At 74.6% G+C, this 24266-nt stretch carries 22 protein-coding genes and 1 pseudogene; 7 read left to right on the top strand and 16 right to left on the bottom strand.

Annotated features, from left to right (window positions below):
- Positions 1 to 111: 111 nt before the first annotated feature.
- The 4 genes and pseudogenes from ABD879_RS01190 to ABD879_RS01175 form a co-directional block, all read right to left on the bottom strand.
- Positions 112 to 1026 (bottom strand): ABC transporter substrate-binding protein, encoded by a 915-nt coding sequence (locus ABD879_RS01190; RefSeq protein WP_345016478.1) that lies wholly within the window; start codon positions 1024 to 1026, stop codon positions 112 to 114.
- A complete protein-coding gene (locus ABD879_RS01185; protein WP_345016476.1) occupies positions 1023 to 1790 on the bottom strand; it encodes an ABC transporter permease in 768 nt (255 codons plus the stop codon). The genes ABD879_RS01190 and ABD879_RS01185 overlap by 4 nt, the downstream gene beginning before the upstream one ends.
- Positions 1787 to 2530: an ABC transporter permease gene (locus ABD879_RS01180; protein WP_345016474.1), complete on the bottom strand. Its 744-nt coding sequence runs from the start codon at positions 2528 to 2530 to the stop codon at positions 1787 to 1789. Before ABD879_RS01180 ends, ABD879_RS01185 begins: the two co-directional genes overlap by 4 nt.
- 95 nt (positions 2531 to 2625) lie before the next feature.
- A pseudogene (locus ABD879_RS01175) lies at positions 2626 to 3372 on the bottom strand (ABC transporter ATP-binding protein); the annotation flags it as partial.
- Between the two features lie 216 nt (positions 3373 to 3588).
- Here ABD879_RS01175 and ABD879_RS01170 point away from each other — a divergent pair.
- A complete protein-coding gene (locus tag ABD879_RS01170; RefSeq protein ID WP_345016472.1) occupies positions 3589 to 5142 on the top strand; it encodes an aromatic amino acid ammonia-lyase in 1554 nt (517 codons plus the stop codon).
- Positions 5143 to 5174: 32 nt separating this feature from the next.
- Here the strand turns inward: ABD879_RS01170 and ABD879_RS01165 are convergent, their stop codons facing one another.
- Entirely contained in the window at positions 5175 to 6146 is a 972-nt protein-coding gene (locus ABD879_RS01165) for a LacI family DNA-binding transcriptional regulator (RefSeq protein ID WP_345016470.1), read from the bottom strand.
- 166 nt (positions 6147 to 6312) lie between these two features.
- On the opposite strand from ABD879_RS01165, the gene ABD879_RS01160 reads away from it, so the two are divergent.
- Complete coding sequence (locus tag ABD879_RS01160) at positions 6313 to 7221, top strand: amidohydrolase family protein (RefSeq protein ID WP_345016468.1); 909 nt, start codon at positions 6313 to 6315, stop codon at positions 7219 to 7221.
- A complete protein-coding gene (locus ABD879_RS01155) occupies positions 7211 to 7753 on the top strand; it encodes a cysteine dioxygenase (RefSeq protein ID WP_345016466.1) in 543 nt (180 codons plus the stop codon). Before ABD879_RS01160 ends, ABD879_RS01155 begins: the two co-directional genes overlap by 11 nt.
- A gap of 107 nt (positions 7754 to 7860) precedes the next feature.
- On the opposite strand, the gene ABD879_RS01150 is transcribed toward ABD879_RS01155, so the two are convergent.
- Positions 7861 to 9018 carry an acyltransferase family protein gene (locus ABD879_RS01150; RefSeq protein ID WP_345016464.1) on the bottom strand — a complete coding sequence of 386 codons (1158 nt, stop codon included), beginning with the start codon at positions 9016 to 9018 and terminating at the stop codon, positions 7861 to 7863.
- Positions 9019 to 9165: 147 nt separating this feature from the next.
- Here ABD879_RS01150 and ABD879_RS01145 point away from each other — a divergent pair, with 147 nt between their 5' ends.
- Positions 9166 to 9930, top strand: a complete 765-nt coding sequence (locus tag ABD879_RS01145; protein ID WP_345016462.1) for an SGNH/GDSL hydrolase family protein — start codon at positions 9166 to 9168, stop codon at positions 9928 to 9930.
- Positions 9931 to 9986: 56 nt separating this feature from the next.
- Here the strand turns inward: ABD879_RS01145 and egtD are convergent, their stop codons facing one another.
- The 4 genes from egtD to egtA are packed head-to-tail and all read right to left on the bottom strand — an operon-like array spanning position 9987 to position 14240.
- Positions 9987 to 10937 (bottom strand): L-histidine N(alpha)-methyltransferase, encoded by a 951-nt coding sequence (egtD, locus tag ABD879_RS01140; RefSeq protein ID WP_345016460.1) that lies wholly within the window; start codon positions 10935 to 10937, stop codon positions 9987 to 9989.
- Positions 10938 to 10949: 12 nt separating this feature from the next.
- On the bottom strand, positions 10950 to 11681 hold the full coding sequence (gene egtC / locus ABD879_RS01135) for an ergothioneine biosynthesis protein EgtC (RefSeq protein WP_345016458.1): 732 nt from the start codon (positions 11679 to 11681) through the stop codon (positions 10950 to 10952).
- Complete coding sequence (egtB, locus tag ABD879_RS01130) at positions 11681 to 13012, bottom strand: ergothioneine biosynthesis protein EgtB (protein ID WP_345016456.1); 1332 nt, start codon at positions 13010 to 13012, stop codon at positions 11681 to 11683. Before egtB ends, egtC begins: the two co-directional genes overlap by 1 nt.
- Positions 12990 to 14240 carry an ergothioneine biosynthesis glutamate--cysteine ligase EgtA gene (egtA, locus tag ABD879_RS01125; RefSeq protein ID WP_345016454.1) on the bottom strand — a complete coding sequence of 417 codons (1251 nt, stop codon included), beginning with the start codon at positions 14238 to 14240 and terminating at the stop codon, positions 12990 to 12992. Before egtA ends, egtB begins: the two co-directional genes overlap by 23 nt.
- Before the next feature lie 200 nt (positions 14241 to 14440).
- Between egtA and ABD879_RS01120 the strand changes: the two genes are divergently transcribed.
- Positions 14441 to 15715, top strand: a complete 1275-nt coding sequence (locus tag ABD879_RS01120; protein WP_345016452.1) for an RNA polymerase sigma factor — start codon at positions 14441 to 14443, stop codon at positions 15713 to 15715.
- A 21-nt stretch (positions 15716 to 15736) separates the two neighbouring features.
- On the opposite strand, the gene ABD879_RS01115 is transcribed toward ABD879_RS01120, so the two are convergent.
- Positions 15737 to 16012: a hypothetical protein gene (locus tag ABD879_RS01115; RefSeq protein ID WP_285496675.1), complete on the bottom strand. Its 276-nt coding sequence runs from the start codon at positions 16010 to 16012 to the stop codon at positions 15737 to 15739.
- A 256-nt stretch (positions 16013 to 16268) separates the two neighbouring features.
- Between ABD879_RS01115 and ABD879_RS01110 the strand changes: the two genes are divergently transcribed.
- Positions 16269 to 16952, top strand: coding sequence for a TetR family transcriptional regulator (locus tag ABD879_RS01110; RefSeq protein WP_345016449.1), 684 nt, complete (start codon positions 16269 to 16271; stop codon positions 16950 to 16952).
- Between the two features lie 6 nt (positions 16953 to 16958).
- Here the strand turns inward: ABD879_RS01110 and ABD879_RS01105 are convergent, their stop codons facing one another.
- The 5 genes from ABD879_RS01105 to ABD879_RS01085 are packed head-to-tail and all read right to left on the bottom strand — an operon-like array spanning position 16959 to position 23406.
- Positions 16959 to 18125, bottom strand: a complete 1167-nt coding sequence (locus ABD879_RS01105) for a lipid-transfer protein (protein WP_345016447.1) — start codon at positions 18123 to 18125, stop codon at positions 16959 to 16961.
- Complete coding sequence (locus ABD879_RS01100; protein ID WP_345016445.1) at positions 18122 to 19435, bottom strand: OB-fold domain-containing protein; 1314 nt, start codon at positions 19433 to 19435, stop codon at positions 18122 to 18124. Before ABD879_RS01100 ends, ABD879_RS01105 begins: the two co-directional genes overlap by 4 nt.
- Before the next feature lie 11 nt (positions 19436 to 19446).
- Positions 19447 to 20619: an acyl-CoA dehydrogenase family protein gene (locus tag ABD879_RS01095; protein ID WP_345016444.1), complete on the bottom strand. Its 1173-nt coding sequence runs from the start codon at positions 20617 to 20619 to the stop codon at positions 19447 to 19449.
- Between the two features lie 14 nt (positions 20620 to 20633).
- Positions 20634 to 21740: an acyl-CoA dehydrogenase family protein gene (locus tag ABD879_RS01090; protein WP_345016443.1), complete on the bottom strand. Its 1107-nt coding sequence runs from the start codon at positions 21738 to 21740 to the stop codon at positions 20634 to 20636.
- Position 21741: 1 nt separating this feature from the next.
- On the bottom strand, positions 21742 to 23406 hold the full coding sequence (locus tag ABD879_RS01085) for an AMP-binding protein (protein WP_345016442.1): 1665 nt from the start codon (positions 23404 to 23406) through the stop codon (positions 21742 to 21744).
- Between the two features lie 221 nt (positions 23407 to 23627).
- On the opposite strand from ABD879_RS01085, the gene ABD879_RS01080 reads away from it, so the two are divergent.
- Positions 23628 to 24248, top strand: coding sequence for a TetR family transcriptional regulator (locus tag ABD879_RS01080; RefSeq protein ID WP_285496683.1), 621 nt, complete (start codon positions 23628 to 23630; stop codon positions 24246 to 24248).
- The last annotated feature ends 18 nt before the right edge of the window (positions 24249 to 24266 follow it).

Raw genomic sequence — 24266 nt, 5'->3', positions numbered from 1 at the left:
CGGGGACGAGTTCGGTAACGGATCGGCCGACGCGCCGACGCCCCGTGACACGCGAGGACCTCCTCGCCGGCCGTGCGGCGAGGAGGTCCTGTCAGCGGTGCCGGACGGCTGTCAGCCGAGGCCGTTCTCGGCGAGCCAGTCCTTGGCGACGGTGGCCGGGTCGGTCTTGTTCTCCGACATGTCGGCGTTCATATGCAGCAGCCCGTCCGTGGTGAGCTTGGCCGACACCGCGTTGAGCGTGCTGCGGACGGTGTCGTTCACCTTGGACTTGTAGACCAGCGGCACGACGTTCTGCGCGCCGAACAGGTTCTTGGTGTCCTGCAGCGCGACGAAGCCGTTCTTCTTGATGGCCGCGTCGGTGGAGAACAGGTTGGCCACCTGCACCTGTCCCTTGCTCAGGTTGGACACGGTGATCGGGCCGGCGGTGTCCAGGGACTTGAACTCCTTGAACTTCAGCCCGTACACCTGCTCCAGGCCGACCACGCCCTGCTTGCGGGTCTTGAACTCCGGCGGGCCGCCCAGCACCATGTCCCCGGCGACCGGCTTGAGGTCCTCGATCGTCTTGAGGTTGTGCTCGGCGGCGGTGTCGCCGGTGACCACCAGGCTGTCCTTGTCCTCGGCGGGCGCCGGGTCGAGGATCTCCAGCTCGGGCGGCAGCTTCTGCTTGAGCGCGGCGTTGACCTCCTGGCCGGTGCTCGCCGGGTCGTCCTTGTCGACGTAGGCCAGCAGCGCCCCGTTGTATTCGGGGAAGACCTGGATCGCGCCGCTCTTGACCTGGTTGTAGTAGACCTCGCGGGAGCCGATGCCGAACTTGCGCTCGACCTTGACGCCCTTGGCCTCCAGGGCCTGCGCGTAGATCTCGCCGATCAGGCCGCTCTCGGGGAAGTCGGCGCCGCCGACGGTGACGGCGGTCCCGTCGCCTCCGCCGCCGCTCAGCGGGTCGTCGTCACCGCCTCCGCCGCCGCAGGCCGACAGGGCGAGCACGGCGGCGGCCAGCAGCGCCGCCCCGCGGATCATCCGGGTCATGGGAGGGTTTCCTTCCTCACAGGCGGTGCGCTCGGCGCGCGCCGCTTGGTTCCGGGACGCTCTTGGCGGGGGCGGGGGGCCTGCGGGCGCACGCCCGGCGAGACCGCGGCGCGGTACAGGGCGGCGAAGGCCAGCTGGGTGGCGATCGCCAGCGCGATCACCAGGATCGCGCCGCCGGCCATGCTGTCGTAGTCCTGCCGGGAGTAGCCGTCGACGATGTAGCGGCCGAGCCCGCCGAGCCCCACGTAGGCGGCGATGGTAGCGGTGGAGATGATCTGGATGAGCGCGGTGCGCAGGCCCAGCAGGACCAGCGGCAGCGCCACCGGCAGCTCCACCCGCGCCAGCACCTGGCGCCCGGTCATCCCCATGCCCTCGGCCGCGTCCCGCAGCCCCGCGTCCACCTGCTGGACACCGGCGTAGGTGTTGACCAGCACCGGCGGAATGGCCAGCGCGACCAGCGGGATCAGGATCGGCACCAGGTCCCCGGCGGAGGTGAGGATCACCGCGAGGATCAGCAGGCCCAGGGTGGGCAGGGCGCGCGCCGCGTTCGCCGACGACATCACCAGGAAGCCGGCGACCGCGGCGGCCCGGCCGCGGCGCAGGTGGCCCAGCACCAGGCCCAGCGGCAGCGCGATCGCCACGGTGACGGCGAAGGCGAGCAGCGAGTACCACAGGTGCTCCAGCAGCCGCGTCGGGATGCCGTCGGGGCCCGACCAGCGGCCGGCCTCGCCGAACCAGCCCAGGGAGTTCCAGATGACGTTCACGCGGCGCCACCGCCCTTCGCCGCGGCCGCGCGGCGTGCGGCGCGCCCGCCGCCGCGCCCGGCCCGCGCCCAGGGGGTGAGCAGCCGCTGGACGAGCAGCAGCAGCAGGTCGGCGACCAGCGCCAGCAGGATGATCAGCACGATCGCCACGACGATCGGGGTGGTGAACCCGCCGCCGGGCCACTTCATCCCGGTGACCATGAGCTGGCCGAGGCCGCCGATGCCGATGAGGGCGCCCACGCTGACCAGGCTGATGTTGGCGACCGTGGCGACCCGCAGCCCGGCCATCACCACCGGCAGCGCGATCGGCAGCTCCACCCCCAGCAGCCGGCGCAGCGGCCGGTAGCCCATGGCCTCGGCGGACTGGCGGACGTGGTCGGGGACGGACCGCAGCCCGTCCACCACGCTCGGCACCAGCACCGACAGCGTGTACAGCGCCAGCGGGACGACCACCGTGGTGTAGGTCAGCCGGGTGAACGCCACGAAGATCACGAACAGGCCGATGGCGGGCACCGCGTACAGCACGCTGGTGGCGGCCAGCACCACCGGGTAGAGCCGCGACCAGCGCGCGCACGCCAGTCCGAGCGGCAGCGCGATCGCCAGGCCGAGCAGCACCGGGGTGAACGACAGCACCAGGTGCTCGCGGAACGCCTCGGCGATGGCGCCGTCGAGGTTGCGCGAGACCCAGTCCCAGCGGATGAGCGGCTCGCCCTGGGAAGCGGCCGCACTGAGCGCGGTCACCGCCCCGCCGCCGCGGTCCGGCCGCCCTCGTCCTCGCCCGCGGCGTCCCCGGCGCCGGCGGCCTCGGCGGCGGTCTCCTCGGCGTCGAGCTCCTGGAAGAAGCGCAGGCGGCGGATGCCGCGCTCGCCGCCGAGGAAGTCGGTGACGAAGTCGTCGGCGGGCCGCTCCAGCAGCTCGGCGGGGGTGGCGTACTGGGCCAGCGCGCCGCCGACCCGGAAGACCGCGATGCGGTGGCCCAGCTTGACCGCCTCGTCGATGTCGTGGGTGACGAACACGATCGTCTTCTCCAGGTCGCGCTGCAGCCGCAGGAACTCCTCCTGCAGCCCGGCCCGCACGATCGGGTCGACGGCGCTGAACGGCTCGTCCATCAGCATGATCGGCGGGTCGGCGGCCAGGGCGCGGGCGACGCCGACGCGCTGCTGCTGGCCGCCCGACAGCTGGGCGGGGTAGCGGCGGGCCAGCGCCGGGTCCAGGCCGACGCGCTCCATCAGCTCGTGCGCCCGGGCGCGGGCCTTCTTCTTGTCCCAGCCCAGCAGGTAGGGCACGGTCGCGATGTTGTCGATGATCGTGCGGTGCGGGAACAGCCCGGCCTGCTGGATGACGTAGCCGATGCCGCGGCGCAGCGCGGCGGGGTCGACCTCGCGCACGTCCCGGCCGTCCACCGTGACGGTGCCCGCGCTGGGCTCGACCATCCGGTTGATCATCCGCAGCGTGGTGGTCTTGCCGCAGCCGGACGGGCCGACCAGCACGGTGATCCGCCCGGCCGGGATCTCCAGGTCCAGTCGGTCGACGGCGACCGTGCCGTCGGGGTAGCGCTTGGTCACGCCCGCAAAGGTGATCAATGTGGTCACGTCCTCGTGGGCGCCGGGGCGACGCCGCGGTCTCCGGTGGGGTGTCTTTCGTCCTGCTGGCGGCTGCCCGCTCCGTCGTGCTTTGCCGGGTTACGTCCTTACCTCACGGTAGTCAATCGCCACCGGCGGAGCCATGGTCGGCTGACCGGCCCGCCCTCTCACTTCGAAGCATAACTATCTGAAAAGTGAGGAAAGTACCGTGAGGCTGTGGAAAACAGCCGAATCGTTATCGATGGGACATCTCTCACTTGTTCCCAGGTCGCCCGGGCCGCACGCGGCGATGTCGCGATCGCCGTGGCGCAAGACGGTGTGGAACGTGCCACAGCGGCGTGGCGGGTCGCCCGGGAGGTGGCGGCCGCCCAGCCGGTGTACGGCCGCACCACCGGGGTCGGCGCCAACCGCGTCGTGGACGTGGAGTGGGAGGACGCCGACGCGCACGGGCTGCGGCTGCTGCGCAGCCACGCCGCCGGCGCGGGCCCGCTGGTCGCCCCCGAGATCGTCCGGGCGATGCTGACGGTGCGGCTGAACCAGATCGCCGCGGGCGGCTCGGGCGTGGACCCGGGCGTCCTGCAGGCCCTCGCCGACGTGCTCAACCTGGGCCTGCTGCCGCCCGTGCCGGTGTACGGGGCGATCGGCACCGGCGACCTGACCGCGCTGGCGTCCACCGCGCTGTGCCTGCTGGGCGAGCGGGCCTGGCTGGGCGGCGGCGCCGACGGCGGCACCGCGGCCGGCCCCGGCTTCACCCTGCGCTCGGCGGACGCGCTGGCGTTCATCAGCTCCAACGCGGCCACGCTCGGCGAGGCGGCGCTGGCCGTCACCGACCTGCGCGAACTGCTGGACGCCTCGATCGTGGCGGCGGCGCTGTCGCTGTTCGCGGTGCGCGGGTCGGAGGAGCCGTACTCCCCCGCCGTGCAGGAGGCGTGCCCGCACCCGGGCCAGCAGCGGGTCGCCGACGCGATGCGCACCCTGCTCGCCTACGACCAGCCGACCCCCGCGCGCATCCAGGACCCCTACGGCTACCGGGCGTTCCCGCAGGTGCACGGCCCGGCGCTGGAGGCCGCCGCCTACGCCGAGGACACCATCACCCGCGAGATCAACGCCCGCGCCGAGAACCCCCTGGTGGACGTGGCGGGCCGCACGGTCTGGCACAACGGCAACTTCCACACCGCCTACGTCGGGCTGGCGCTGGACTCGGTGCGGGCCGCGCTGTTCCAGACCATGGCGCTGTCGGCGGCCCGCCTGGGCACGCTGGCCGAGCCCTCGTTCACCGGCCTGTACCCGTTCCAGGGCGCCACGGAGGCGTCCTCGGGGATCATGATCCTGGAGTACGTGGCGCATTCGGCGCTGGCCGACGTGCGCCGCCTGGCCACCCCCGCCGCGCTGGGCAGCGCCGTGCTGTCGCGCGGCGTGGAGGAGCACGCGGGCTTCTCGACGCAGTCGGCGCGCGCCACCACCGACGCGCTCGGCGCGTACCGGATCGGGCTGGGCTGCGAGCTGGTCGCGGCCGTGCGGGCGCTGCGGATGCAGGGCCGCGCCCCCGCGGGCGGGCCGCTGAGGGCCGCCTTCGACATGGCCTCCGGCGTGCTGGACGAGCGCGTGGAGGACCGGCCCCTGGACACCGACATCGCGTCGGCGGCCGACCTGCTGCCCCGCCTGGCCCGCGCCCTGCGGCAGGCCACCGCGCCGCCGGGCACGACCCCGTCGCAGGACGGCCCGGCCGTCCCGCGGCGCTTTGCCGCGCACGACCCGCAGCAGCCGTAGCGCCGCACGGAGCGCGGCCGGGGCACGGGCGGTCATGCGGTCGCCGGGGCCGTGGACTCGCGCACGCGCAGGGCGGGCTCGCAGACGACGCGGCGGGCGGGGGAACGTTCCTCGATGACGTCCACCACCAGGCGGACCGCGGTGTCGACGATGCCGCCGATGTTCCAGTCGACGGTGGTGAGCGGCGGCGTGAGCAGGGCCGACATCGGATGGTCGTCGTATCCGCACACGGCCACGTCGCCGGGGACGGACAGGCCGAGCGCGCGCGTCGCCGCGTACACCCCGTAGGCGATCACGTCGGAGAAGCAGAAGACCGCCGAGGGGCGGCCGGGGCCCTCCAGCACCCGGCGGGCGGCGTCGGTGGCCTCGGCCAGCGACTGCTGCGCCACGACCACCTGGACGTCCAGGCCGAGCCGCCGGGCCTCGGCGTTGACGTGGACGTCGGCGGGGCGGTCGGGGGTGCTGGGACGGGTGGGGGTGAACACCGCGACGCGGCGGTGCCCGAGCAGGCGCAGGTGCTCCAGCGCCAGCGTCACGCCCCGCCGGTTGTCGAACACCACCTCGCCCTGGGAGTTGCCGCCCGCCAGGGCGTCGCCGATCGACACCACCGGCAGCGTCTCGGCCAGCTCGGCCCACAGCGGCGCGGACGGGTCGAGCGGCTGGACGATCAGCCCGTCCACCCGCTGGTCGCGCAGCCGCCGGGCCAGCGCCAGCTCGCGCTGCGGGTCGCCGACGGCGTCCACGATGAGCGCGTAGCGGTCGCGGGCCAGCAGGGCCCGGCCGATGCCCACGGCCAGGGACTGCTGCCAGTAGTCCTCCAGCGACCCGCACAGCAGCCCGACCAAGCCGGTGCGGCCGCTGGCCAGGGCGCGGGCGATCGGATGCGCCTCGTAGCCGAGCTGCTCGGCGGCCGCGCGCACCCGCTCCTGGGTCTCCTCCGACGTCTGGATGCCGCGCAACGCGTACGAGACGGCCGCAGGCGACAGCCCGGTCGCCTGCGCCACCTCTCTGATGGTCGCGCGCTTGCGCCTGTCTGGCACACCCCAACCCTAGAGGGCGGTGCCGACAGTCCCCAGGGTCCACTTGACGCGCCGACGGCTGAACCGGTTCACTGAAGCGGTTCAGTGATGCGGTTCAGGAGAGCCGACCGAGCCCCGGGGGGAATCGCGCATGCCCGGCGTGGACGTGCACCAGCATCTGTGGGGGGCTCCTTTGATCGAGGCCCTGCGCGCCCGCCGCACCCCGCCCCGGCTCGACGGATGGACGCTTCACCTGCACGGAGAGCCGCCGTACGAGGTCGATCCGGCCGACCACGACCCGGCCCGCCGCGCCGAGCTCGCCGCCGCCGACGGCCTGGACTCCGCGTTGGTCTCACTGTCCTCACCTTTGGGCATTGAATGGCTGCCCCCCGAGGACAGTCGGCCACTTCTGGACGCCTACCACGACGGCGCCGCCGCGCTGCCCGAGCCGTTCGGCGCCTGGGCGGCCGCGTGCGTGCGGGAGGTCGACGCCGACGCGCTCGACCGCGACCTCGACCGCGGTTTCGTGGGGCTCCAGCTGCCCGCCGACGCGCTGGCCGACGCCGCCGGATACGCCCGCTGCGCGCCCCTGCTGGACGTGCTGGAGCGGCGCGGCCTGCCGCTGTTCGTCCACCCCGGCCCGGCGCCCCGCATCGACGGCGACGTCCCGGCGTGGTGGACGGCGCTGGTGCCCTACGTGCAGCAGATGCACGCCGCCTGGTTCGCCTTCCGCGCCTACGGCCGGCCGCGCCATCCGCGCCTGCGCGTGTGCTTCGCGCTGCTGGCCGGGCTCGCCCCCGTGCACGGCGAGCGCCTGGCCGCCCGGGGCGGCGGCCGGGGCGAGGTCGATCCGGACGCCTTCGTCGAGACCTCCTCCTACGGGCCGCGCGCCGCCGACGCCGTGGTGCGCGCGCTCGGCGTCGACGTCGTCGTGCACGGCTCGGACCGCCCGTACGCGCCGCCCGCCGACCTCAAGCAGGGGGAGGCGGCCCGGCACGCCTTCCGCGTCGCCAACCCGTACCGACTGCTGCATGGAAAGGAGCGAACACATGCCGTCTGAGGCACTGCTGACCCCCTCGTCCCCCGGTGCCTCGTCCTGTCTGGCGAGCCTGCCCGCCAGGACGCTCGACAAGCGCGAGCTGCGCACCCTGGTCGACGCCCTGGCGCAGGAGCCCGGACTGTGGCGGCATCACGTCGCCTTCTCCGACGAGCAGCGGCACTACGCCTCGCTCCACCGCGACGAGTACGTCGACGTGTGGCTGCTGTGCTGGACGCCGCAGAACGACACCGGCTGGCACGACCACGACATCTCCTCGGGGGCGGTGCGCGTCGTCTCGGGCGCCCTGGAGGAGAGCAACCCGCGCATCGGCGGCGACCACGTCCGCACGGTCGTCACCGAGGGGCAGTCGTTCTGCTTCGGGCCCGACCACATCCACCGCCTGTCGGGCGTGGCCGAGACCAGCGTGTCCATCCACGCCTACTCGCCGCCGCTGTGGCGGCTCGGCCAGTACTCCATCGACCGCGACGGCGTGATGCGCCGCGTGTCCGTCAGCTACGCCGACGAGCTGCGTCCCCTGGACGCCCCCGCCTGAGTGCGCGTTGGAGGGGGCGGGCCGTCCGATCCCCGCTCACCGGCCGGAGGGCCCGCCCCTCTCCTCTCCCAGCGCCCGCGCACCCCGCGAACGTCACAGCGCCCCGGTCAGCCCGCGCCGCCGGGCCGCCCGGCGGTGCCGACCAGCTCGGCGGCGGCCGGGCGCGGCGCGGGAACGGCGGGCGGCGCCCCGTCCGCCCTCTTCGCCGGCCGCTCCCGCTCCGGCGCCGAGCGCAGCGCGGCCAGCGAGTCGCGCAGCCGCCGCCGCAGCCACGCCTGCCCCGGACGCTCCACCAGCCGGTACATCGCGTAGGCGGCCAGCAGCGACACCGCCGTGACCAGCGCCAGGGCCGTCCAGCGGTCCAGGGCCGGGTAGGCGCGGTCCAGCAGCGGCAGCGCGATCTGCGAGTGCGTCAGGTACAGCGGGTAGGTCAGGGCGCCCAGCACGGTCAGCCCGCGCCAGCGCAGCCACGCCAGCCGCCCGGTGGCCACCAGGATCATGACGAGGAAGATCCCGGCGACGGCGGCGGCCGCCGCCGTCTCGTCGGCGCCCTGGAACGCCACGTCGGTGCGCCAGGCGGCCCAGTGCGTCGCCAGCAGCCACGCCGCCGCCACGTACCCCCACAGCAGCAGCGTCGGCCCGAACCGGTGGACCAGGTACAGCGCCATGCCCGCGATGAAGTACGGGCTCCACGTCGGAACCAGCATGACCTGCAGGAACTTGTTCTCCGCCTCGTCGGCGAACACCCCGAGCAGCAGCCAGGCGGCCATGAACGCCAGGCAGGACCGGTAGGTGATGCCCCGGGCGGCCAGCAGCGCCACCAGGAAGTAGAAGTGCAGCTCGATCCAGAGCGTCCAGTAGACCGCGTCCACGTTCCGCAGGCCCAGGCCGGCCTGCAGCATGGTCAGGTTCGGCACCACCAGCCCCGGCACGCCCTTGCCGAGGCCGAACACCAGGTAGACGGCCGCGCCGAGCAGCACGCTGGCCCAGTAGGCGGGCATCAGCCGGGTCACCCGGGAGATGCCGAACTCGCCCGGACCGCGGTCCCACGCGCTCATCAGGATGACGAACCCGCTGATCATGAAGAAGAGGTCGACGCCGAGATAGCCGTACCGGGTGACCTCGCCCAGGCCGGGGAACACCTCCCGGGCGGGCTCCGGCCAGGGGCCCGAGCCGCCGAAGCCGGTGAAGTGGTACAGCACCACCGCCATGGCCGCGGCGAAGCGCAGCAGATCCAGTTCCCGCAGCCGGTCGCGTCGATTCACGACGGGGAAGGCTGGCGGCGGCGGGTGGCACCCCCGCATCGGCCAAATGAGCCGCCGGTGAACGCCACGTGTCGGGTAAGACCGCCCCTCCGGAGGCCCGCTCCTCAGTAGTATTCGGTGCGTCCCCGGAGAAATGGTGGTCACTTCATGACATCTCGCCGCGCCCGCCGCGGCGCGGCGATCGCCACGCTGTGCCTCGGCTCCCTGCTGGCGACGGGCTGTGGCGCGTTCTCCGAGCCGAGCCGCTCGAACGCCGCCGCCACGGCCGGGTCGGCGGCGTCGGCGTCGGCCGTGCCGCGCGCGCCGGTGGTCATGTTCCTCGGCGACAGCTACACGGTGGGCGAACGCGGCAGCCTCGTCGAGAACGCCTACGCCTCGGCGGCCGCGCGGCTGCTCGGCTGGCAGGTGATCGTCGGCGGCCGCGCCGGCACCGGATTCGTGCAGGGCAGCTCCGCCCGCACCCCGTTCGGGGTGATGTTCGAAAGCCAGCTCGGCTGGCGCCCGGCCCCCGACCTGCTGATCATCTCCGGCGGGCACAACGACGCGCGCGTCCCGAACGTGCAGGTCGGCCCGCCCGCCCGCGATCTGCTGACCCGGGCGCGGCAGCGCTGGCCCGGCACCCGCATCGTGCTGATCGGCCCGCTGTGGGGCAACGACTCGCCCCCGGCGGCCGCGCTGGCCGTGCGCGATCAGCTGCGCACGGTCGCCCAGCAGATGAACGTGCCGTTCATCGACCCGATCGCCGAGCGGTGGATCACCGGCAACCGCGCCGAGGGCACCGGCAACGCGGCGGTCTTCATCAAGAAGGACGGGGTGCACCCGACCCCGGAGGGCCACCGCTACATCGCCGCGCGCCTGGTGCAGGACCTGCGCCGCCTGCGCCTGGCCAACCCCTCCCGCGCGACCGCCTGACGACGCGCGCCGCCCCGCCCGCCCGGTGCGGGCGGGCCTAAGGCGGCGGGCGGCGGTCAGACGGGTCGGGCCAGGGAGAGCGAGAAGTCGCCCGCCGGGTCGGTCCAGAACTCGGCGAGGGCCAGGCCGGCGGCGCGCAGTTCGTCCTCCAGGCGCTCCCGGCGGAACTTGGCGGAGATCTCGGTGCGCATCTCCTCGCCCGCCGCGAACGACACCGCCAGGTCCAGCCCGCCGATCCGGACGTCCTGGTCGCGGGCCGAGCGCAGCCGCATCTCGATCCACTCCCGCTCGGCGTCCCACAGCGCGACGTGCTCGAAGGCGGCGGGGTCGAAGTCGGCGTCCAGCTCCCGGTTGACGACGTGCAGCACGTTGCGGTTGAACTCGGCGGTGACCCCGGCCGCGTCGTCGTAGGCGCGCACCAGGCGGCGCTCGTCCTTGACCAGGTCGGCGCCCAGCAGCAGCGCGTCCCCGTCGGCCATGCCCGCGCGCAGGCCGCCGAGGAAGCCGACGCGGGCGCCGGGCGGCATGTTGCCGATCGTCCCGCCGAGGAAGGCGATCAGGCGGCGCCGCCCGCCGGGCAGCAGGTGCAGGTGCTGCTCGTAGTCGGCGACGACGGGGCGCACCGCCAGGCCGGGGTGGTCGGCGGCGATCTGCCCGGCGGCCTCGGCGAGGAAGTCGCCGCTGACGTCCACCGGCACGTAGGAGCGCAGCGTGCCGTCCAGCGCCGCCAGCAGCAGCCGGGTCTTCTCCCCCGATCCGGCGCCCAGCTCCAGCAGCGTCTCGGCGCCGGTGGCGGCGGCGATGGCGGGCGCCCGCGCGGTGAGGATCTCCCGCTCCCGCCGGGTCGGGTAGTACTCCTCCAGCCGGGTGATCTCCTCGAACAGCGCGCTGCCGCGCTCGTCGTAGAACCACTTGGGCGGCAGCGATTTCGGGGTCGCGGTCAGCCCGTCGTGCACGTCGCGGCGCAGCGTCTTGGCCAGGTCGTCGGCGGTCAGGTACCGGTCCACGGGCGGCTCCCTTCACAGGGGGGTGACGCGGACCCCGGAGCCGAGGTCGGCGGTCACCAGCGATCGGTCGGGCACGGCCTGCCATCCGGACCCGTCGAGGGGTTCGGACGACAGCGTCACCGCCTCGGGACTGGCCCGGACGTGCAGGCAGTCGCCCCAGGTGGTGGCGGCGAGCGCGGTGCCGTCGGCGGCGAGCAGGTTGTAGCGGCCGGGGGCGAGGGCGGTGACGGTGCGCACCACGGCGGCCAGGCCCTCGGCCAGGGACGCGCCGTCGCGCCAGTGGCGGGCGGCGATGGCGAACAGCAGGGCCGAGTCGACGGCGGCGCGCGCGTCGGGCACCGGGGACAGGTCGCCGGCCAGTTCCCGCAGCTTGGCCTCGACTCCCGCGAACCCCTCCACCACGCCGTTGTGGCTGAACAGGCGGGGGCCGTCGCGGAACGGCTGGGCGCCGCTCTCGTCCACGGGGAAGCCGACGGTGGCCGACCTGATGGCGGCGACCGCGCATCCCGACGTCACGACGCGGGCGACCTCCCGGAAGGACTGGTCGGTCCATATGGGCTGCGCCCGGCGGAACCGGACCGCCTGCCCCGCGTGGTACCAGCCCACGCCGAACCCGTCGGCGTTCAGCAGGTTCCCCCGGGTCATGCGCGGGGCGTACGACTGGCGTTCCAGCGAGTGCTCCCCCTCGTACATCAGCGAGTGCAGCGTCACCGGCGTCCCGAGGTAGCCCACGTGCCGGCACATCAGGCGTTCTCCGCGTCGCGGGCCAGGCGGAACCCGGTGAAGATCTGGCGGCGGATGGGGAAGTCCCAGTTGCGGAACGTGCCGCGCACGGCGAGGGGGTGGGTGGCCCAGGAGCCTCCGCGCAGCACCTTGTAGTCGTGGCCGAAGAACACCTCGGAGTACTCCTTGTAGGGGAACCACCGGAAGCCGGGGTAGCCGTGGAAGTCGGTGGAGGTCCACTCCCACACGTCCCCCAGCATCCGCCGCACCCCGTACGCGGACGCCCCGGACGGGAAGGACCCCGCGGGGGACGGGCGCAGCATGCGCTGCCCCAGGTTGGCGCGGCCCTCCTCGTACACGTCGCCCCAGGGGTAGCGGCGGGAGCGGCCGGCGCCGGGGTCCCAGCGGGCGGCCTTCTCCCACTCGGCCTCGGTGGGCAGCCGCTTGCCCGCCCACCTGGCGTAGGCGTCGGCCTCGTACCAGCACACGTGCTGGACGGGCTCGTCCATGGGCACCGGTTCCACCTTGCCGAAGCGGCGGCGCAGCCACCGGCCGTCCTCGCGGGTCCAGAACGCGGGGGCGCGCTTGCCCGTGGTACAGCGCCACTCCCAGCCCTTGGGGTGCCACCACCGGGCGTCGTCATAGCCACCGGCCTCCATGAAGGCGAGGTAGGCGGCGTTGCTGACGGGCTCGGTGTCGATGTAGTAGGCGGGCAGGTCCACGATGTGTCCGGGGCGTTCGTTGTCGTAGGCCCAGGGGTCGTCCGAGGTGCCCATCTCGAACGGGCCCGCCTCGATGAGGACCTCGTCCGCGGGCGCGGTGTCACGGGCGGGGGCCGGTGCCTGCGGCGGGTCGAGCAGGGCGGGGGCGCCCTTGCGCAGCTGGTGCGTGGCCAGCATGGTCTCGTCGTGCTGGTGCTCGTGCTGCACGACCATGCCGTAGACGAACCCTTTCGCGGTCAGCGGCCCGGAACCGTCGAAGCGCACCGCGTCCAGCGAGTCGAGCACCTTGGCGCGCACGGTGGCGATGTACTCGCGGGCCTCCTCGGGGGGCAGCAGCGGAAGGCTGGGGCGTTCCGCGCGGGGGTGCTCGAACGCGTTGTACAGGTCGTCGATCTCGGGGCGCATGGCCTCGACGCCGGCGGCGGCGCGCAGCAGCCACTGCTCCTCGTAGTTGCCGACGTGCGCCAGGTCCCAGACCAGGGGGGACATCAGCGGGGACACCTGGGCGGTCAGCTCGGGCTCGTCGAGCGCCTCGGTGGTCAGGCCCAGGCTGCGGTCGCGCGCCGATTCCAGCTCGGCGGCGATGAGTTCCTTGAGGGCGTGTTCGTCAAGCGAGCTCAGCGGAGGCATGACGGGTTCCTTCACGGGTCGGTGCGCCGGGGCGCAGGGGCGGGCGAAAGGGGCCGGTGACGTCGTCGGCGGGGCACCGGCCGCGGTCGACGTAGCGTGCGGTGTACTCCTCCACGAGCGGGACAAGGTGGCGGGCGCCGAGCCGGGGCAGGGCGTCCAGCGCGGCGTGGAAGCAGGTGCGCGCGGCCCTGGCCAGGGCCGGGTCCGCGAGCGCGTCGCGGGCGGCGGTGTCCCACCGGTCGGCGACCGGTTCGACGGCGGCCTCGGCGGCGGCGGAGGCGCGCGGGTCGTCCAGCAGGGCGGTGGCGACGGCGACCGGGACCGCCCAGTACTCCCCGGGCAGCGCGTCGATCATGCGCAGTTCCAGCCAGCCGCGCGGCCGGACCGGCGGGAACAGCGTGGACAGGTGGTAGACGAGGTCGTCGAGCTGCGGCTCCCCCTCGGCCACCCACTCGCGGAAGGTCATGCCGGGGTCGGCCACCCAGTCCCCGGCGGCGGTGCGCACCACCATGACGCGGGCGTCCAGCGCGTACCGGGCCCACGCGTCGGCGGGGTCGGCGTCGGCGCCGGGCCGCAGGACGGGCTGGGTGCGGCACGGGTCCAGTGCGGTCCAGACGGCCTGCCGGGTGGAGCGCAGGCCGGTGCGGCGGCCGTTGCGCACCGGGGAGTTGGCGAACGCGGCGACGAGGACCGGGCCGAGCGCGTGCGCCAGCCGCCACCGCCGCGCCGCACCGGCGGTGTCCGCGCCGATGTCAAGGCTCACCTGGACGGATGCGGACGTGCACATCATCGTCATGCCCGCGTCGGTGAAGCCGCGGCGGTCGAAGTAGCTGCGCATGCACTGGTAGCGGGGGTGCTCGGCCTGGAACACCGGGCGGCGCACCGGGTCGATGCCGTGCCCGGCCAGGACGAGCCCGGCGGGTGCGAGCGCGCCGCGGACGTGCGCGATGTCGGCGGCCAGGCCGCGGTGCGCGGGGCCGAGCCCGGGGAACGGCGCCGAGCTGAGCTCCAGCTGCCCGCCCGGCTCGTAGGTGATGCTGCTGCCGCGCGGCGGCGGGCCGGACCGGTCCAGCAGGGCGCGCAGCCGGGCGGGCGGCACCGGCGCGCCGGGCGCGGCGCGGTCGAGCACCAGCCACTCGGTCTCCGCGCCGACCGTGCCGGGCGGCCCCTTCTTGAAGCAGACGCCGCGTATGTACTGGTGGACCTCGTCCACGGTCAGGCCGGCCACGGGCACCCCCGGGGGTCGAGACGGTCTTCGGCGACGGTCTCCAAGCCTTCCCCGGTGAACCGGATCACATATCCAGCAATCTTCAGAAAAGTTAGGGAAACAATCCCAACTACCCACCCCGTCGCGGATTGCACTAGAGTCCCGTTTCCCACCGTTTTGTCCCACCTGGGGGTGCCGGCCCAGGTCACGACGGAGGAATGATGCGCGCGGACCCGGGAGCCCTCTACGACGCGCACGCCGCCCGGCTCTACGCCTACTGCTGGTCGCTGGTGGGCGACCGCGCGGCGGCGGACGCCGTCACCAGCACGTTCGTCGCGACGGTGCGCCACCCGCCGCGCGGCGACACGGTGCTGTGGCTGTACGCGCTGGCCCGCTCGGCCTGCATGGAGCTCGGCGCCCTGGACGGCCTGCCGGACGGCGCCTTCCGGAGCCGCCCGGCGTCCGCGCGGCCCGCCTCGCCGGGCGACCCGCTGCTGCGCGCCGCCGCCGGTCTGCGCGCCGACCACCGCGAGGTGCTGCTGCTGTGGGCCGGCGGGTGGCTGGAGATCGACGACATCGCCCGGGTGGTGGGCGTCGCCCCCGACACCGCGCGCGGGCTGCTGCACGCCGCCCGCACCCGGCTGGAACGCGCCGTCCTCGACGCGCTCATGCGCGCCCCCGCGCACACCCCGGCGCACCTGGAGCTGATCGGCGCGTTCGAGAAGGGCGGGCTGCCCCGGCTGCTGGCCCGCCGCGTACCGGACCGGCCGCCGCGCGAGCTGCGCGAACGCGTGCTGGCGGCGTGCGAGGTCGAGGCGCGGCGGACGCTGCCCACCGTCACCGCGGGCGGTCCGCTGGTCGTCATCGGCGGCGCGGCCGGGCCCGAGCCCACGTCCCCGGACGCCGGCCGCTCCAAGGCGAGGAAGAAGGCCAGGAAGGTCGGCGCCGCCGCGAGCCTGGCCGCGGCCGCCGCCGCGGCGGTGGGCATGCTGATCTCGTGGCCGGTGGGCAAGGGCGGCGGCTCGGCCAAGCTGGTGCCGACGTCGGGCAGCGACCGCGCGGAGGCAGGCTCGGCCCGCCCGTCGGACGGCTCCTCCGGCGGCGCGTCCGACGCCGCGCGCTCCGGCGGCCTGAGCACCGGCCCGCTGACCCAGAGCAGCCGACCGGCGGCACCGTCGTGGGCGGGCACCGGCGCGTCCGGCGCGCCCCCGGGCCGGGGCGGCGGCACGCCGTCCGGCGGAGGCGGCTCGTCGGCCGCACCCGGCGAGAAGCGCCGCGCGACCGGCAGGCCGGCCGCTCCGGGATCGACGTCGCCGGGCGCACCGACCCCCACCGCGTCGTCGCCCACGCGGACGCCGACGGGGACCGCGACGCCCGCCGACCCCGCGCCCGAGCGCCCGACGTCGCCGTCGAGCCCGCCGCCCGCCGCGTCGCCCGACCCCTCGGCCGCCCCCGCGCCGACGTCCAACCCGGCGCCGAGCCCGAGCGAGGACTGACCCCGGCGGCCTGCGCGGGCGCTAGCGGGCGCCCTCGATGCGGCCCATCACCAGCCGCGGGTGGAAGTAGCTGATCGGCACGCGTTCGCTGTCGGTGACGCACACGATCCGGTAGCCGTTGCGGCCGTCCTCGTCGGGGGTCTGGAAGTCCTCGGGCGCGAACGCGCCGCGCCGCTCCATCTCCTTGAACCAGCGGCCGAGGGCGTACACGTCGGGGAAGGACTCCTGCCCCATGCCGCGTTTGCCGAGCGTGTAGGTGACCTCGAAGGTGCACCCGTCGGGGGGGTAGTCGGTCATATCCGCCCCTCGCCCCGGCAGACCCCGCACGTGTGGCCCCTGTGCGTGCCCGTCCCCTTGCATCCAGGGCAGGGACGCGTGGGCGGTTTGCTGTGCTTGCCCAAGGCTTCTGCCCCCCTCCGTTCGGCGGCCAAGTCTATGACGGCCGCGCGGCGGCGCAGGCGTCTTCCGGACGGCCGGCCGGCATATCCCGTTCATGCCCGCACGGCACGAGATCCACTGGCGTGATGCATTGCGGGAATGCCACACTTCGCTCATGACCGCGACCGCCCCCCAGGCCCGCCCCGCCGGTCCGCAGGTCCGCCCCGCCCGCCCGGAGCCGCTCGGGCGCCGCGAACGCAAGAAGCGGCAGACCCGGCAGGCCCTGGTCGACGCCGCGTTCCGGCTGTTCGCCGAGAAGGGGTTCGACGCCACCACCGTCGACGAGATCGCCGAGGCCGTCGAGGTGTCGTCGCGCACCTTCTTCCGCTACTTCGCCTCCAAGGAGGACGTGGCGCTGACCTTCCAGGAGGAGCAGCACCACGCCATCATGCGGATGGTGGCCGAGCGGTACACCGACGAGCCGATCATGACGGCGCTGCGCCGCATCGCGGTCGACGCCACCCGCGCGGCCGAGCGCGGCGAGCTGGGGTTCGACCCGGCGCGCTTCCGCTGCCTGCTCGACCTGACCGCCGGCAGCGCCACCCTCATGGCGGGCAGCCTGGAGCTGGCGCAAAAGAAGCAGGCCGAGATGACCCGGCTGGTCGCCGAGCGGATGGGCGCCGACCCCGCCGTGGACGTGCGGCCGCACGTGGTCGCGGCCGCCGCGGTGTCGGCGTTCCGCGCCGCCGCCGAGGCGATGCGCTCGCCGGAGATGGGCTACGAGCGGATGTCCGACGCGGTCGACGACGCCTTCGCCGTCCTGGAGCAGGGGCTGAACTTCCCGCCCGGGCGGCCCTAGCCCGGCTCACCGCAGGGCGCCGAGCACCAGTCCGCTCGTCGGGACGCCGGTTCCGGCCGTCACCAGCACGTGCTCGACGCCGTCCACCTGGTTCACCGAGGTGCCGCGGATCTGCCGCACGGCCTCGGCGATGCCGTTCATCCCGTGGATGTAGGCCTCGCCGAGCTGGCCGCCGTGGGGGTTGACCGGCAGCCGGCCGCCGAGCTCGATGCCGCCGTCCCGGACGAAGTCCGCGGCCTCGCCCCGTCCGCAGAACCCCAGCTCCTCCAACTGCATCAGGACGAACGGCGTGAAGTGGTCGTACAGGATCGCGGTCCGGATGTCGGCGGGCGCCAGGCCGGACTGCCGCCACAGCGCCGCGCCGACCCGGCCCATGGCGGGCAGCGACGCCAGGTCGCCGCTGTAGTAGCCGAACATCATCATCTGGTCCGGGCCGGTGCCCTGCGCGGCGGCCGCCACCACGGCGGGCGGGTGCGGCAGGTCCCTGGCGCGTTCCACCGACGTCACCACGAGCGCCACGCCGCCGTCGGACTCCTGGCAGCAGTCCAGCAGGCGCAGCGGGTCCACGATCCACCGGGACGCCTGGTGGTCCGCCAGCGTGATGGGGCGCCCGTGGAACCACGCCTTGGGGTTGGTGGCCGCGTGGCGCCGCATGGCCACCGCCACGCGGCCGAAGTCCTCCCCGGTCGCGCCGTAGTCGTGCATGTAGCGGCGGGCCTGCATGGCCACCCACGCCGCCGGGGTGGCGAACCCGTACGGCAGGTGCCAGGAGAACTCCAGCCCCGTGGAGTCGGCGCGGCCGGAGCGGGCGGCCTGCCCGAACCGGTGCCCGGAGCGCTCGTTGAACGCGCGGTAGCACACCACCGCGTCGGCCTGCCCGGTCGCGACGGCCATCGCGGCGTGCGCGACCGTGCCGCACGCGGCGCCGCCGCCGTAGTCGACCCGGGAGAAGAACCGCAGCCCGGGGATGCCCAGCTCGCGCTGCACGGCGATCTCGGAGCTGGTGTCGGCGGTGTAGGTGACCAGGCCGTCCACGTCGGACGGCGCCAGCCCGGCGTCGCGGATCGCGGCCAGGCACGCCTCGACGGCCAGCCGCAGCTCCGACCGGCCCGACTCCTTGGAGAACTCGGTCGCGCCGATGCCGACGACGGCGGCCCTGCCCGAGAGGCTCACGCGCCCTCCTTCAGCTTGACGGTCGCGGTCACGTGGTCGCCGAGGCTCACCGCGCCGCGCACCTTGAGCGTGGTCGCGTCCACGCGTTCGGCGTACAGGCGCAGGGTGTCGCCCGCGTAGGCGGGGACGCCGAGCCGTACGGCGATGCCGCCCAGCGTCGCGCCGGGGGCGGCGGCCAGGGCGGCGCGCTGCACCAGGCCCATGGTCGTGAGGATGTTGAGGAAGATGTCCTTGGTGCCCTGGGCGCGGGCCAGCGCCGTGTCGTGGTGGACGGGGTTGAAGTCGCGCGTGGCCAGGGCGGTGGCGATGACGAACGTGGGCGTCAGCGGGATCTCCAGCAGCGCCGGTTCGGCGGGCCCGGGAGGAGGTTCGTCGTCGGGGGCGTCGGCGGGGACCCACTGCGGCAGCGTCAGCTCGTCGTCGACGTGCTCGAACGCGACGCGGACGGGCATGCCGACCGTCACCTCGCCCGGGTCGCAGCGCAGGACGTTGCCGACGACCCGCACGCCCTCCTCCAGCTCGACCACGGCGACGACGAACGGCGGCGTCCGGCCGGGCACGGGCGGATGGTGGTGCACCACGTAGCTGTGCACCTGGCCGCGTCCGCTCGCCACCACGTGGTCGCGTCGGAGCGAATGGCAGGACGGGCACATCGGCCCGGGCGGGTGGCGCAGCTCGCCGCAGTCGGCGCACCGCTGGATGCGCAGCTCGCCGGCCTTGGCGCCCTCCCAGAAGAAGGCGGTGTCCGGGCTGGTCACCGGCCTCATCGGGGGCGCGTTCCCGGCGCGGCGGCGCCCGCTGGGCCGGAACTTCAGCACGCGGAACAGCATCTCGGCCACGCGCCGACCGTCGGCGTCGTACCAGGTCTGGTACCAGGTGACGAAGTAGCCCTCGCCCATCGCGGTCCGCTTCGGGCCGGTCAGGCCGCCGAACCGCATCGCCGGGCGCAGGTGCTCGCCGACCCGCACGTACCGGTCGTAGGTCTGCTCGCAGTTGGTGGCGACCACGCCGGTGTAGCCGTGGTCGTCCAGCATGCCCAGCACCTCGTCGGCCGCCGACCCGCCCTTGTCGGCGACCAGGCCGGGCATCGACCACACCTGGATCATCGCGGGCGGCGCGAACCGCGACCAGTCGCCGGTGTCGCCGAGCGCCTGCGTCCAGTTGCGGATCATCGCGGCGTTGACGGGGTCGGGGCAGGGCTGCCCGGGCCGCTCCCCGGCGGCGGCGAGCCGCCGCGCCGCCTCGGTCAGCCGGTCGTGGACGGACGGTTCCGCGGCCGCCTGCTTGGCCGCCTGCTGCGTCGTCGTCATCGGTGGACCTCCTAGCGGGGGGCGCGCGGCAGGCCGAGGCCGAGCATCGCGATGAGCTCGCGCTGCACCTCGTTGACGCCGCCGCCGAACGTCAGCACCACCGCGCCCTTGACGCCGTGGTCGAGCACGCGCATGAACTCGGCGGTGTCCGGGTCGCCGGGGTCGCCGAACCGGGCCAGCACGTCGCCGACGATCCGGCCGACCTCCTGCATCCGCTCCGAGCCGTAGATCTTGGTGGCGGACGCGTCCGGGGCGGCCAGCCAGCCCAGGTCCTGGTTCGCCGCGACCTGCCAGTTCAGCAGCTCGTTGACGCGCAGGTAGGCGTGCACCCGGGCGACGGCGCGGCGCACGTCCGGATGCTCGATCAGCGGCCTGCCGTCGCGCCCGGCGGCGGTGCGCGCCCAGCGGACGAACCGGTCGTAGGTGTGGCCGATGTTGCCCGCCGGGCCGAGCGTCACCCGCTCGTGGTTGAGCTGGTTGACGATCAGGTCCCAGCCCTTGTTCTCCTCCCCGACCAGCATCCCGACCGGGACGCGCACGTCCTGGTAGTAGGTGGCGTTGGTGTGGTGGCGGCCGTCCATGGTGACGATCGGCGTCCACGAGAAGCCCGGGTCGCGGCAGTCCACGATCAGCATGGAGATGCCCTTGTGCTTCTTGGCGCCCGGGTCGGTGCGCGCCGCCAGCCAGATGTAGTCGGCGTAGTGCGCACCGGAGGTGAAGACCTTCTGCCCGTTGACGACGTAGTGGTCGCCGTCGCGGACCGCCGTGGTGCGCAGCGACGCCAGGTCGGTGCCCGCGCCCGGCTCGCTGTAGCCGATCGCGAAGTGGCACTCCCCCGCCAGGATGCGCGGCAGGAACGTGCGCTTCTGCTCGTCGGTGCCGTACTGCAGCAGCGTCGGCGCCACCGTGTTCAGCGTGATGATCGGGTACGGGACCTCGGCGCGGGCGATCTCGTTGGCGAAGATCTGCTGCTCGACCGGGCCGTAGCCGCGTCCGCCGTACTCCTCTGGCAGCGCCACGCCGAGCATGCCGTCGCGGCCGAGCCTGCGGCAGTGCTCCATGTACGCGGTGCCGAACGGGTCGTCGGCGATCGCGGCGCGCTGCTCGGGGGTCAGGCAGCCCCGGAAGTACTCGCGCAGCTCGGCGCGCAGCTTCTTCTGCTCGTCGGTGAGGTCGATGAACACGGGTGGCGCTCCTTTTAGTTCCCGGCGGCGACGAGCGCGCCGAGTGCGTCGAGCTGGTCGTCGGCGCCGCCGAGCAGGTGGCACACCTGCTTGCCCCAGGCGAACCGGCGGTGCAGCGGGTAGGTGACGTCCAGGCCGATGCCGCCGTGCAGGTGCTGGCAGGTGTACAGGGCGCGCGGCACCGGATCGCAGGCGTTGTAGGCGGCGACCGCGAGCACCTCGTCGGCGTCGGGCAGCGACTCGGCGAACCGCCATACGCCCGCCCACATGGCCACGTCCACCGCGCGTTTGGCGATGTAGACGTCCCCGACCTGCATGGTGACCGCCTGGAACTGCGCCAGCGGCCGGCCGAACTGCTCGCGCGTCTTGACGTGGTCGGTGGTCAGCTTCAGCGCGCTGCCGACGACGCCGGAGGCGATCGCGACCGCACCGGCGACGGCGGCGCGGCGCAGCGTCCGCCATGCCTCGCCGCCGGTGCCGCCGCCGAGCAGGGCGTCCGCGCCGACCCGCACGCCCGCCAGCTCGACCCGCGACAGCGGCTCGGTGGTCGCCGACGGCTGCGGGGTGAGCGCCACCGCGTCCGGCTCCACCAGGAACACCTCGACGTCGCCGCCGTCCAGGCGGGCCGGGACGAGGATGCGCGACGCCTCCGCCGCGTACGGCACGAACGTCTTGACGCCGTCCAGCATGTAGCCGCCGCCGTCGCCGCGGGCGGTGGCGGCGACCGTCCCGGACGGGCCGGGCTCGCGGAACGCGCCGGTCAGCACCGTGCCGCCCTCGCCGAGCGGCTCGAGCAGCGCGCGCTGGGCGGGGGTGCCGTGCCGCGCGATCGGGACGGCCGCCAGCGCGAGCGCCGCGTACAGCGGCACCGGCGCCGTGTGCGCGCCCGCCTCCCGCAGCAGCACCGCCATCTCGACGGGGCCGAGCCCGGCGCCGCCCGCGTCCTCGGGCAGGCACACGCCCAGCAGCCCGGCCTGCGCGAGCGCCTTCCAGGCGGCCGCGTCGTAGGGGGCGCCGCTCTTCTCGAACGCCTCCAGCCGCTCGGGGGACGCCTCGCGTCCGAGCACGTCGGCGGCGAGGTCCCGCAGCTCCCGCTGGGTCTCGTCGAGATCGAAGTCCACGTCAGTCGCTCCCTTTCGGCGAGGGCTCGGGGTCCAGCAGGTGGAGGCGGCCGCGCCGGGCGAACTCGGCGCGCAGGGCGGCCGCGTCGCCGGGGGTCATCCGGCGGTAGGCCAGGTCCCGGCCGGGCCGCCACCACACCGGGTCGCCGGTGCGCCAGCCCTCCCGCGCCAGCCGCCGCTTGAGGATCTTGTTGGACGCGGTGGCGGGCAGCTCCCGCGCCACCCGCACGTACCGGGGCGCCCACTTGGGGCTCATGTCGGCGCGGCCGCGCAGGTAGGCGGCGAACGCCTCGGGATCGAACCCGCCGTCGGCGACCAGGGCCGCCATCACCTGGTCGCCGGACGCGGCGTCCGGCACCCCGTACACCGCCGCCGCCCGCAGCCCCGGCAGGTCGGCGAGAACGCGTTCCACCTGCACGGCGCCGAAGTTCTCCCCGTCCACGCGCAGCCGGTCGGCGGTCCGCCCGGCGAAGAACACGTGGCCGTCGGCGTCGGCGTAGGCGAGATCGCCGCTCCAGAACATGCCGTCGCGCAGCCGGTCGGGGGCGTCGTCGTTGTAGTAGCCGTCGAACAGGCCGAGCCCGCCGGTGCCGACCAGCTCGCCGATGGCCTCGTCGCCGTTGACGAGCCGTCCGGCCGCGTCGAACCGGGCGGGCGGGCACTGCGCGCCGGTCTCCGGGTCGAGGATCTTGACACCGTCGCCGAGGCGGCCGAGCGCGCCGGGCGGGCCGTGCGGGTCGGGGGTGAAGGCGATCGCGGTCTCGGTGGAGCCGTAGCCGTCCACCACATGGCAGCCGAACCGGTCGGCGAACGCGCGCTGCTCGGCCGGGGCCGCCTCGTTGCCGAACGCGACCCGCAGCGGGTTGGCGGCGTCGTCGGGCGCGGGCGGCACGGCCAGCGCGTACGACAGCGCCTTGCCGACGTAGTGCAGGTAGGTGCAACCGTATGCGCGCACGTCCGGCAGCAGCCCGGACGCCGAGAACCGGCGGCGCAGCACCAGCTCGGCCCCGGCGGCCAGCGCGGGCGCGTAGGCGGCCATGACCGCGCCGGAGTGGAACAGCGGCATCGGGCAGTACACCACGTCGTCCGGCGTCAGCAGCCGCTCGGCCAGGTCGCGGCCGGGGACGGCGACCTTGCGGTGGGTGACGCGCACGGCGCGGGGGCGGCCGGACGTGCCCGACGTGAAGATCAGCATGAGCAGCGTCGTGTCGGTGACACCGGTGACATCGGGCAGGGGCGCACCGGCGTGCCGCGAGAGCCGGTCGGCATAGGGCCCGCCATCGGCGTCCAGCACGGGAAGCCCGGTCGCCTTACCCACGGCGGCGGCCGTGGCGGCGTGCGCGGACTCGGTGACGATCACGTCGCAGTCGGCGCGGCCCGCGTCCCCGGCCAGCTCGGCGGCCGACCGGGTGGTGTTCAGCGCGACCAGCACCGCCCCCGACAGCGCGGCCCCGCCCAGCAGGAACAGCAGCTCCGGGACGTTGTCCAGCAGCACGCCCACGTGCAGCGGCCGCCCGGCCGGGTGCGGCTCGGCCGACAGCCAGGCGGCCCGGACGGCGCACTCGGCGACCGTCTGCCGCCAGGTCCAGGCGCGTCCGTCCTCGGCGCGGCGCAGGCCGGGCCGGTCGTCGGCGGCCCGCGCCGTCAGCATCGCCGCCACGGTCACCTGCCCGCCCGCCTTTCGCCCGTCCGGACCACACGGCGCAAACTAGAACAGATTCTAGTTATTGTCCAGGGTTCCGGCCGGACACCCCGTTCACACCGCCCACCGGGCACCCCCGCGGAAGGTTCGCACGGCCCGGCGAAACGGATTCAGATAACACGTTCTCGCCGGAAGGTAAGCTGGGCCCGCACGACGCGAGGGGACCGCGAGGAAGGGAAGCGACCGTGACCGCAGAGCCGACGACCACCGACGACAGCACGGCCGGTGCGGGTCGGCAGGGCGGCCGCTCCCGCAGCCAGCTGCAGCGCCGCCGCCGCATCGTGCAGGCCGCCGCCGCACTGGCCTCGCGCGGCGGCGTGGAGGCCATGCAGATGCGCACCGTGGCCGAACGCGCGGGCGTCGCGCTCGGCACCCTCTACCGCTACTTCCCGTCCAAGATGGACCTGGTGGTGGCCGTGGTCAGCGAGGAGCTGGACCTGCTGGAGGGCAGCGTCGAACGCCGCCCGCCGCGCACCGACTCCCCGCCCGGCCGCACGGTGGAGGTGCTCATGCGCGCCACCCGCGGTCTGATGCGCGAACCCGAACTGGCCGACGCGCTGATCCGCTCCCTGCTGCTGTCGGACGTACGCACCGACATCGGCGACCGCCTCGCCGCCCTCCTGCTGCGCGCCGCCGCGGGCCCGGGCGCCGACATCCCCGACGACGACCCGCGCCGCGTCGTCGTCCGCGCCCTCACCAGCGTCTGGACCATGGAGATGATCGAGATGCTGCGCGGCCGCGCCACCGCCGAGGAGTCCCAGGCCCGCCTGGAGATCGCCGCCGCCCGCCTGCTGCACGACTTCTGACCTGGGAATCCGGGCGGC

This window comes from Actinomadura keratinilytica, from assembly GCF_039539665.1.
Classification (GTDB): Bacteria; Actinomycetota; Actinomycetes; order Streptosporangiales; family Streptosporangiaceae; genus Spirillospora; species Spirillospora keratinilytica.
The sequence above is the reverse complement of the archived record's forward strand: the minus strand, read 5'-3'. Positions and strand labels throughout refer to the sequence as shown.

Coding starts and splice junctions, on each gene's coding strand:
- ABD879_RS01190 (WP_345016478.1), bottom strand. CDS start 1,026: ATGACCCGGATGATCCGCGGGGCGGCGCTGCTGGCCGCCGCCGTGCTC.
- ABD879_RS01160 (WP_345016468.1), top strand. CDS start 6,313: ATGCCCGGCGTGGACGTGCACCAGCATCTGTGGGGGGCTCCTTTGATC.
- ABD879_RS01155 (WP_345016466.1), top strand. CDS start 7,211: ATGCCGTCTGAGGCACTGCTGACCCCCTCGTCCCCCGGTGCCTCGTCC.
- ABD879_RS01145 (WP_345016462.1), top strand. CDS start 9,166: ATGACATCTCGCCGCGCCCGCCGCGGCGCGGCGATCGCCACGCTGTGC.
- egtC (WP_345016458.1), bottom strand. CDS start 11,681: ATGTGCCGGCACGTGGGCTACCTCGGGACGCCGGTGACGCTGCACTCG.
- egtB (WP_345016456.1), bottom strand. CDS start 13,012: ATGCCTCCGCTGAGCTCGCTTGACGAACACGCCCTCAAGGAACTCATC.
- ABD879_RS01120 (WP_345016452.1), top strand. CDS start 14,441: ATGCGCGCGGACCCGGGAGCCCTCTACGACGCGCACGCCGCCCGGCTC.
- ABD879_RS01115 (WP_285496675.1), bottom strand. CDS start 16,012: ATGACCGACTACCCCCCCGACGGGTGCACCTTCGAGGTCACCTACACG.
- ABD879_RS01110 (WP_345016449.1), top strand. CDS start 16,269: ATGACCGCGACCGCCCCCCAGGCCCGCCCCGCCGGTCCGCAGGTCCGC.
- ABD879_RS01100 (WP_345016445.1), bottom strand. CDS start 19,435: ATGACGACGACGCAGCAGGCGGCCAAGCAGGCGGCCGCGGAACCGTCC.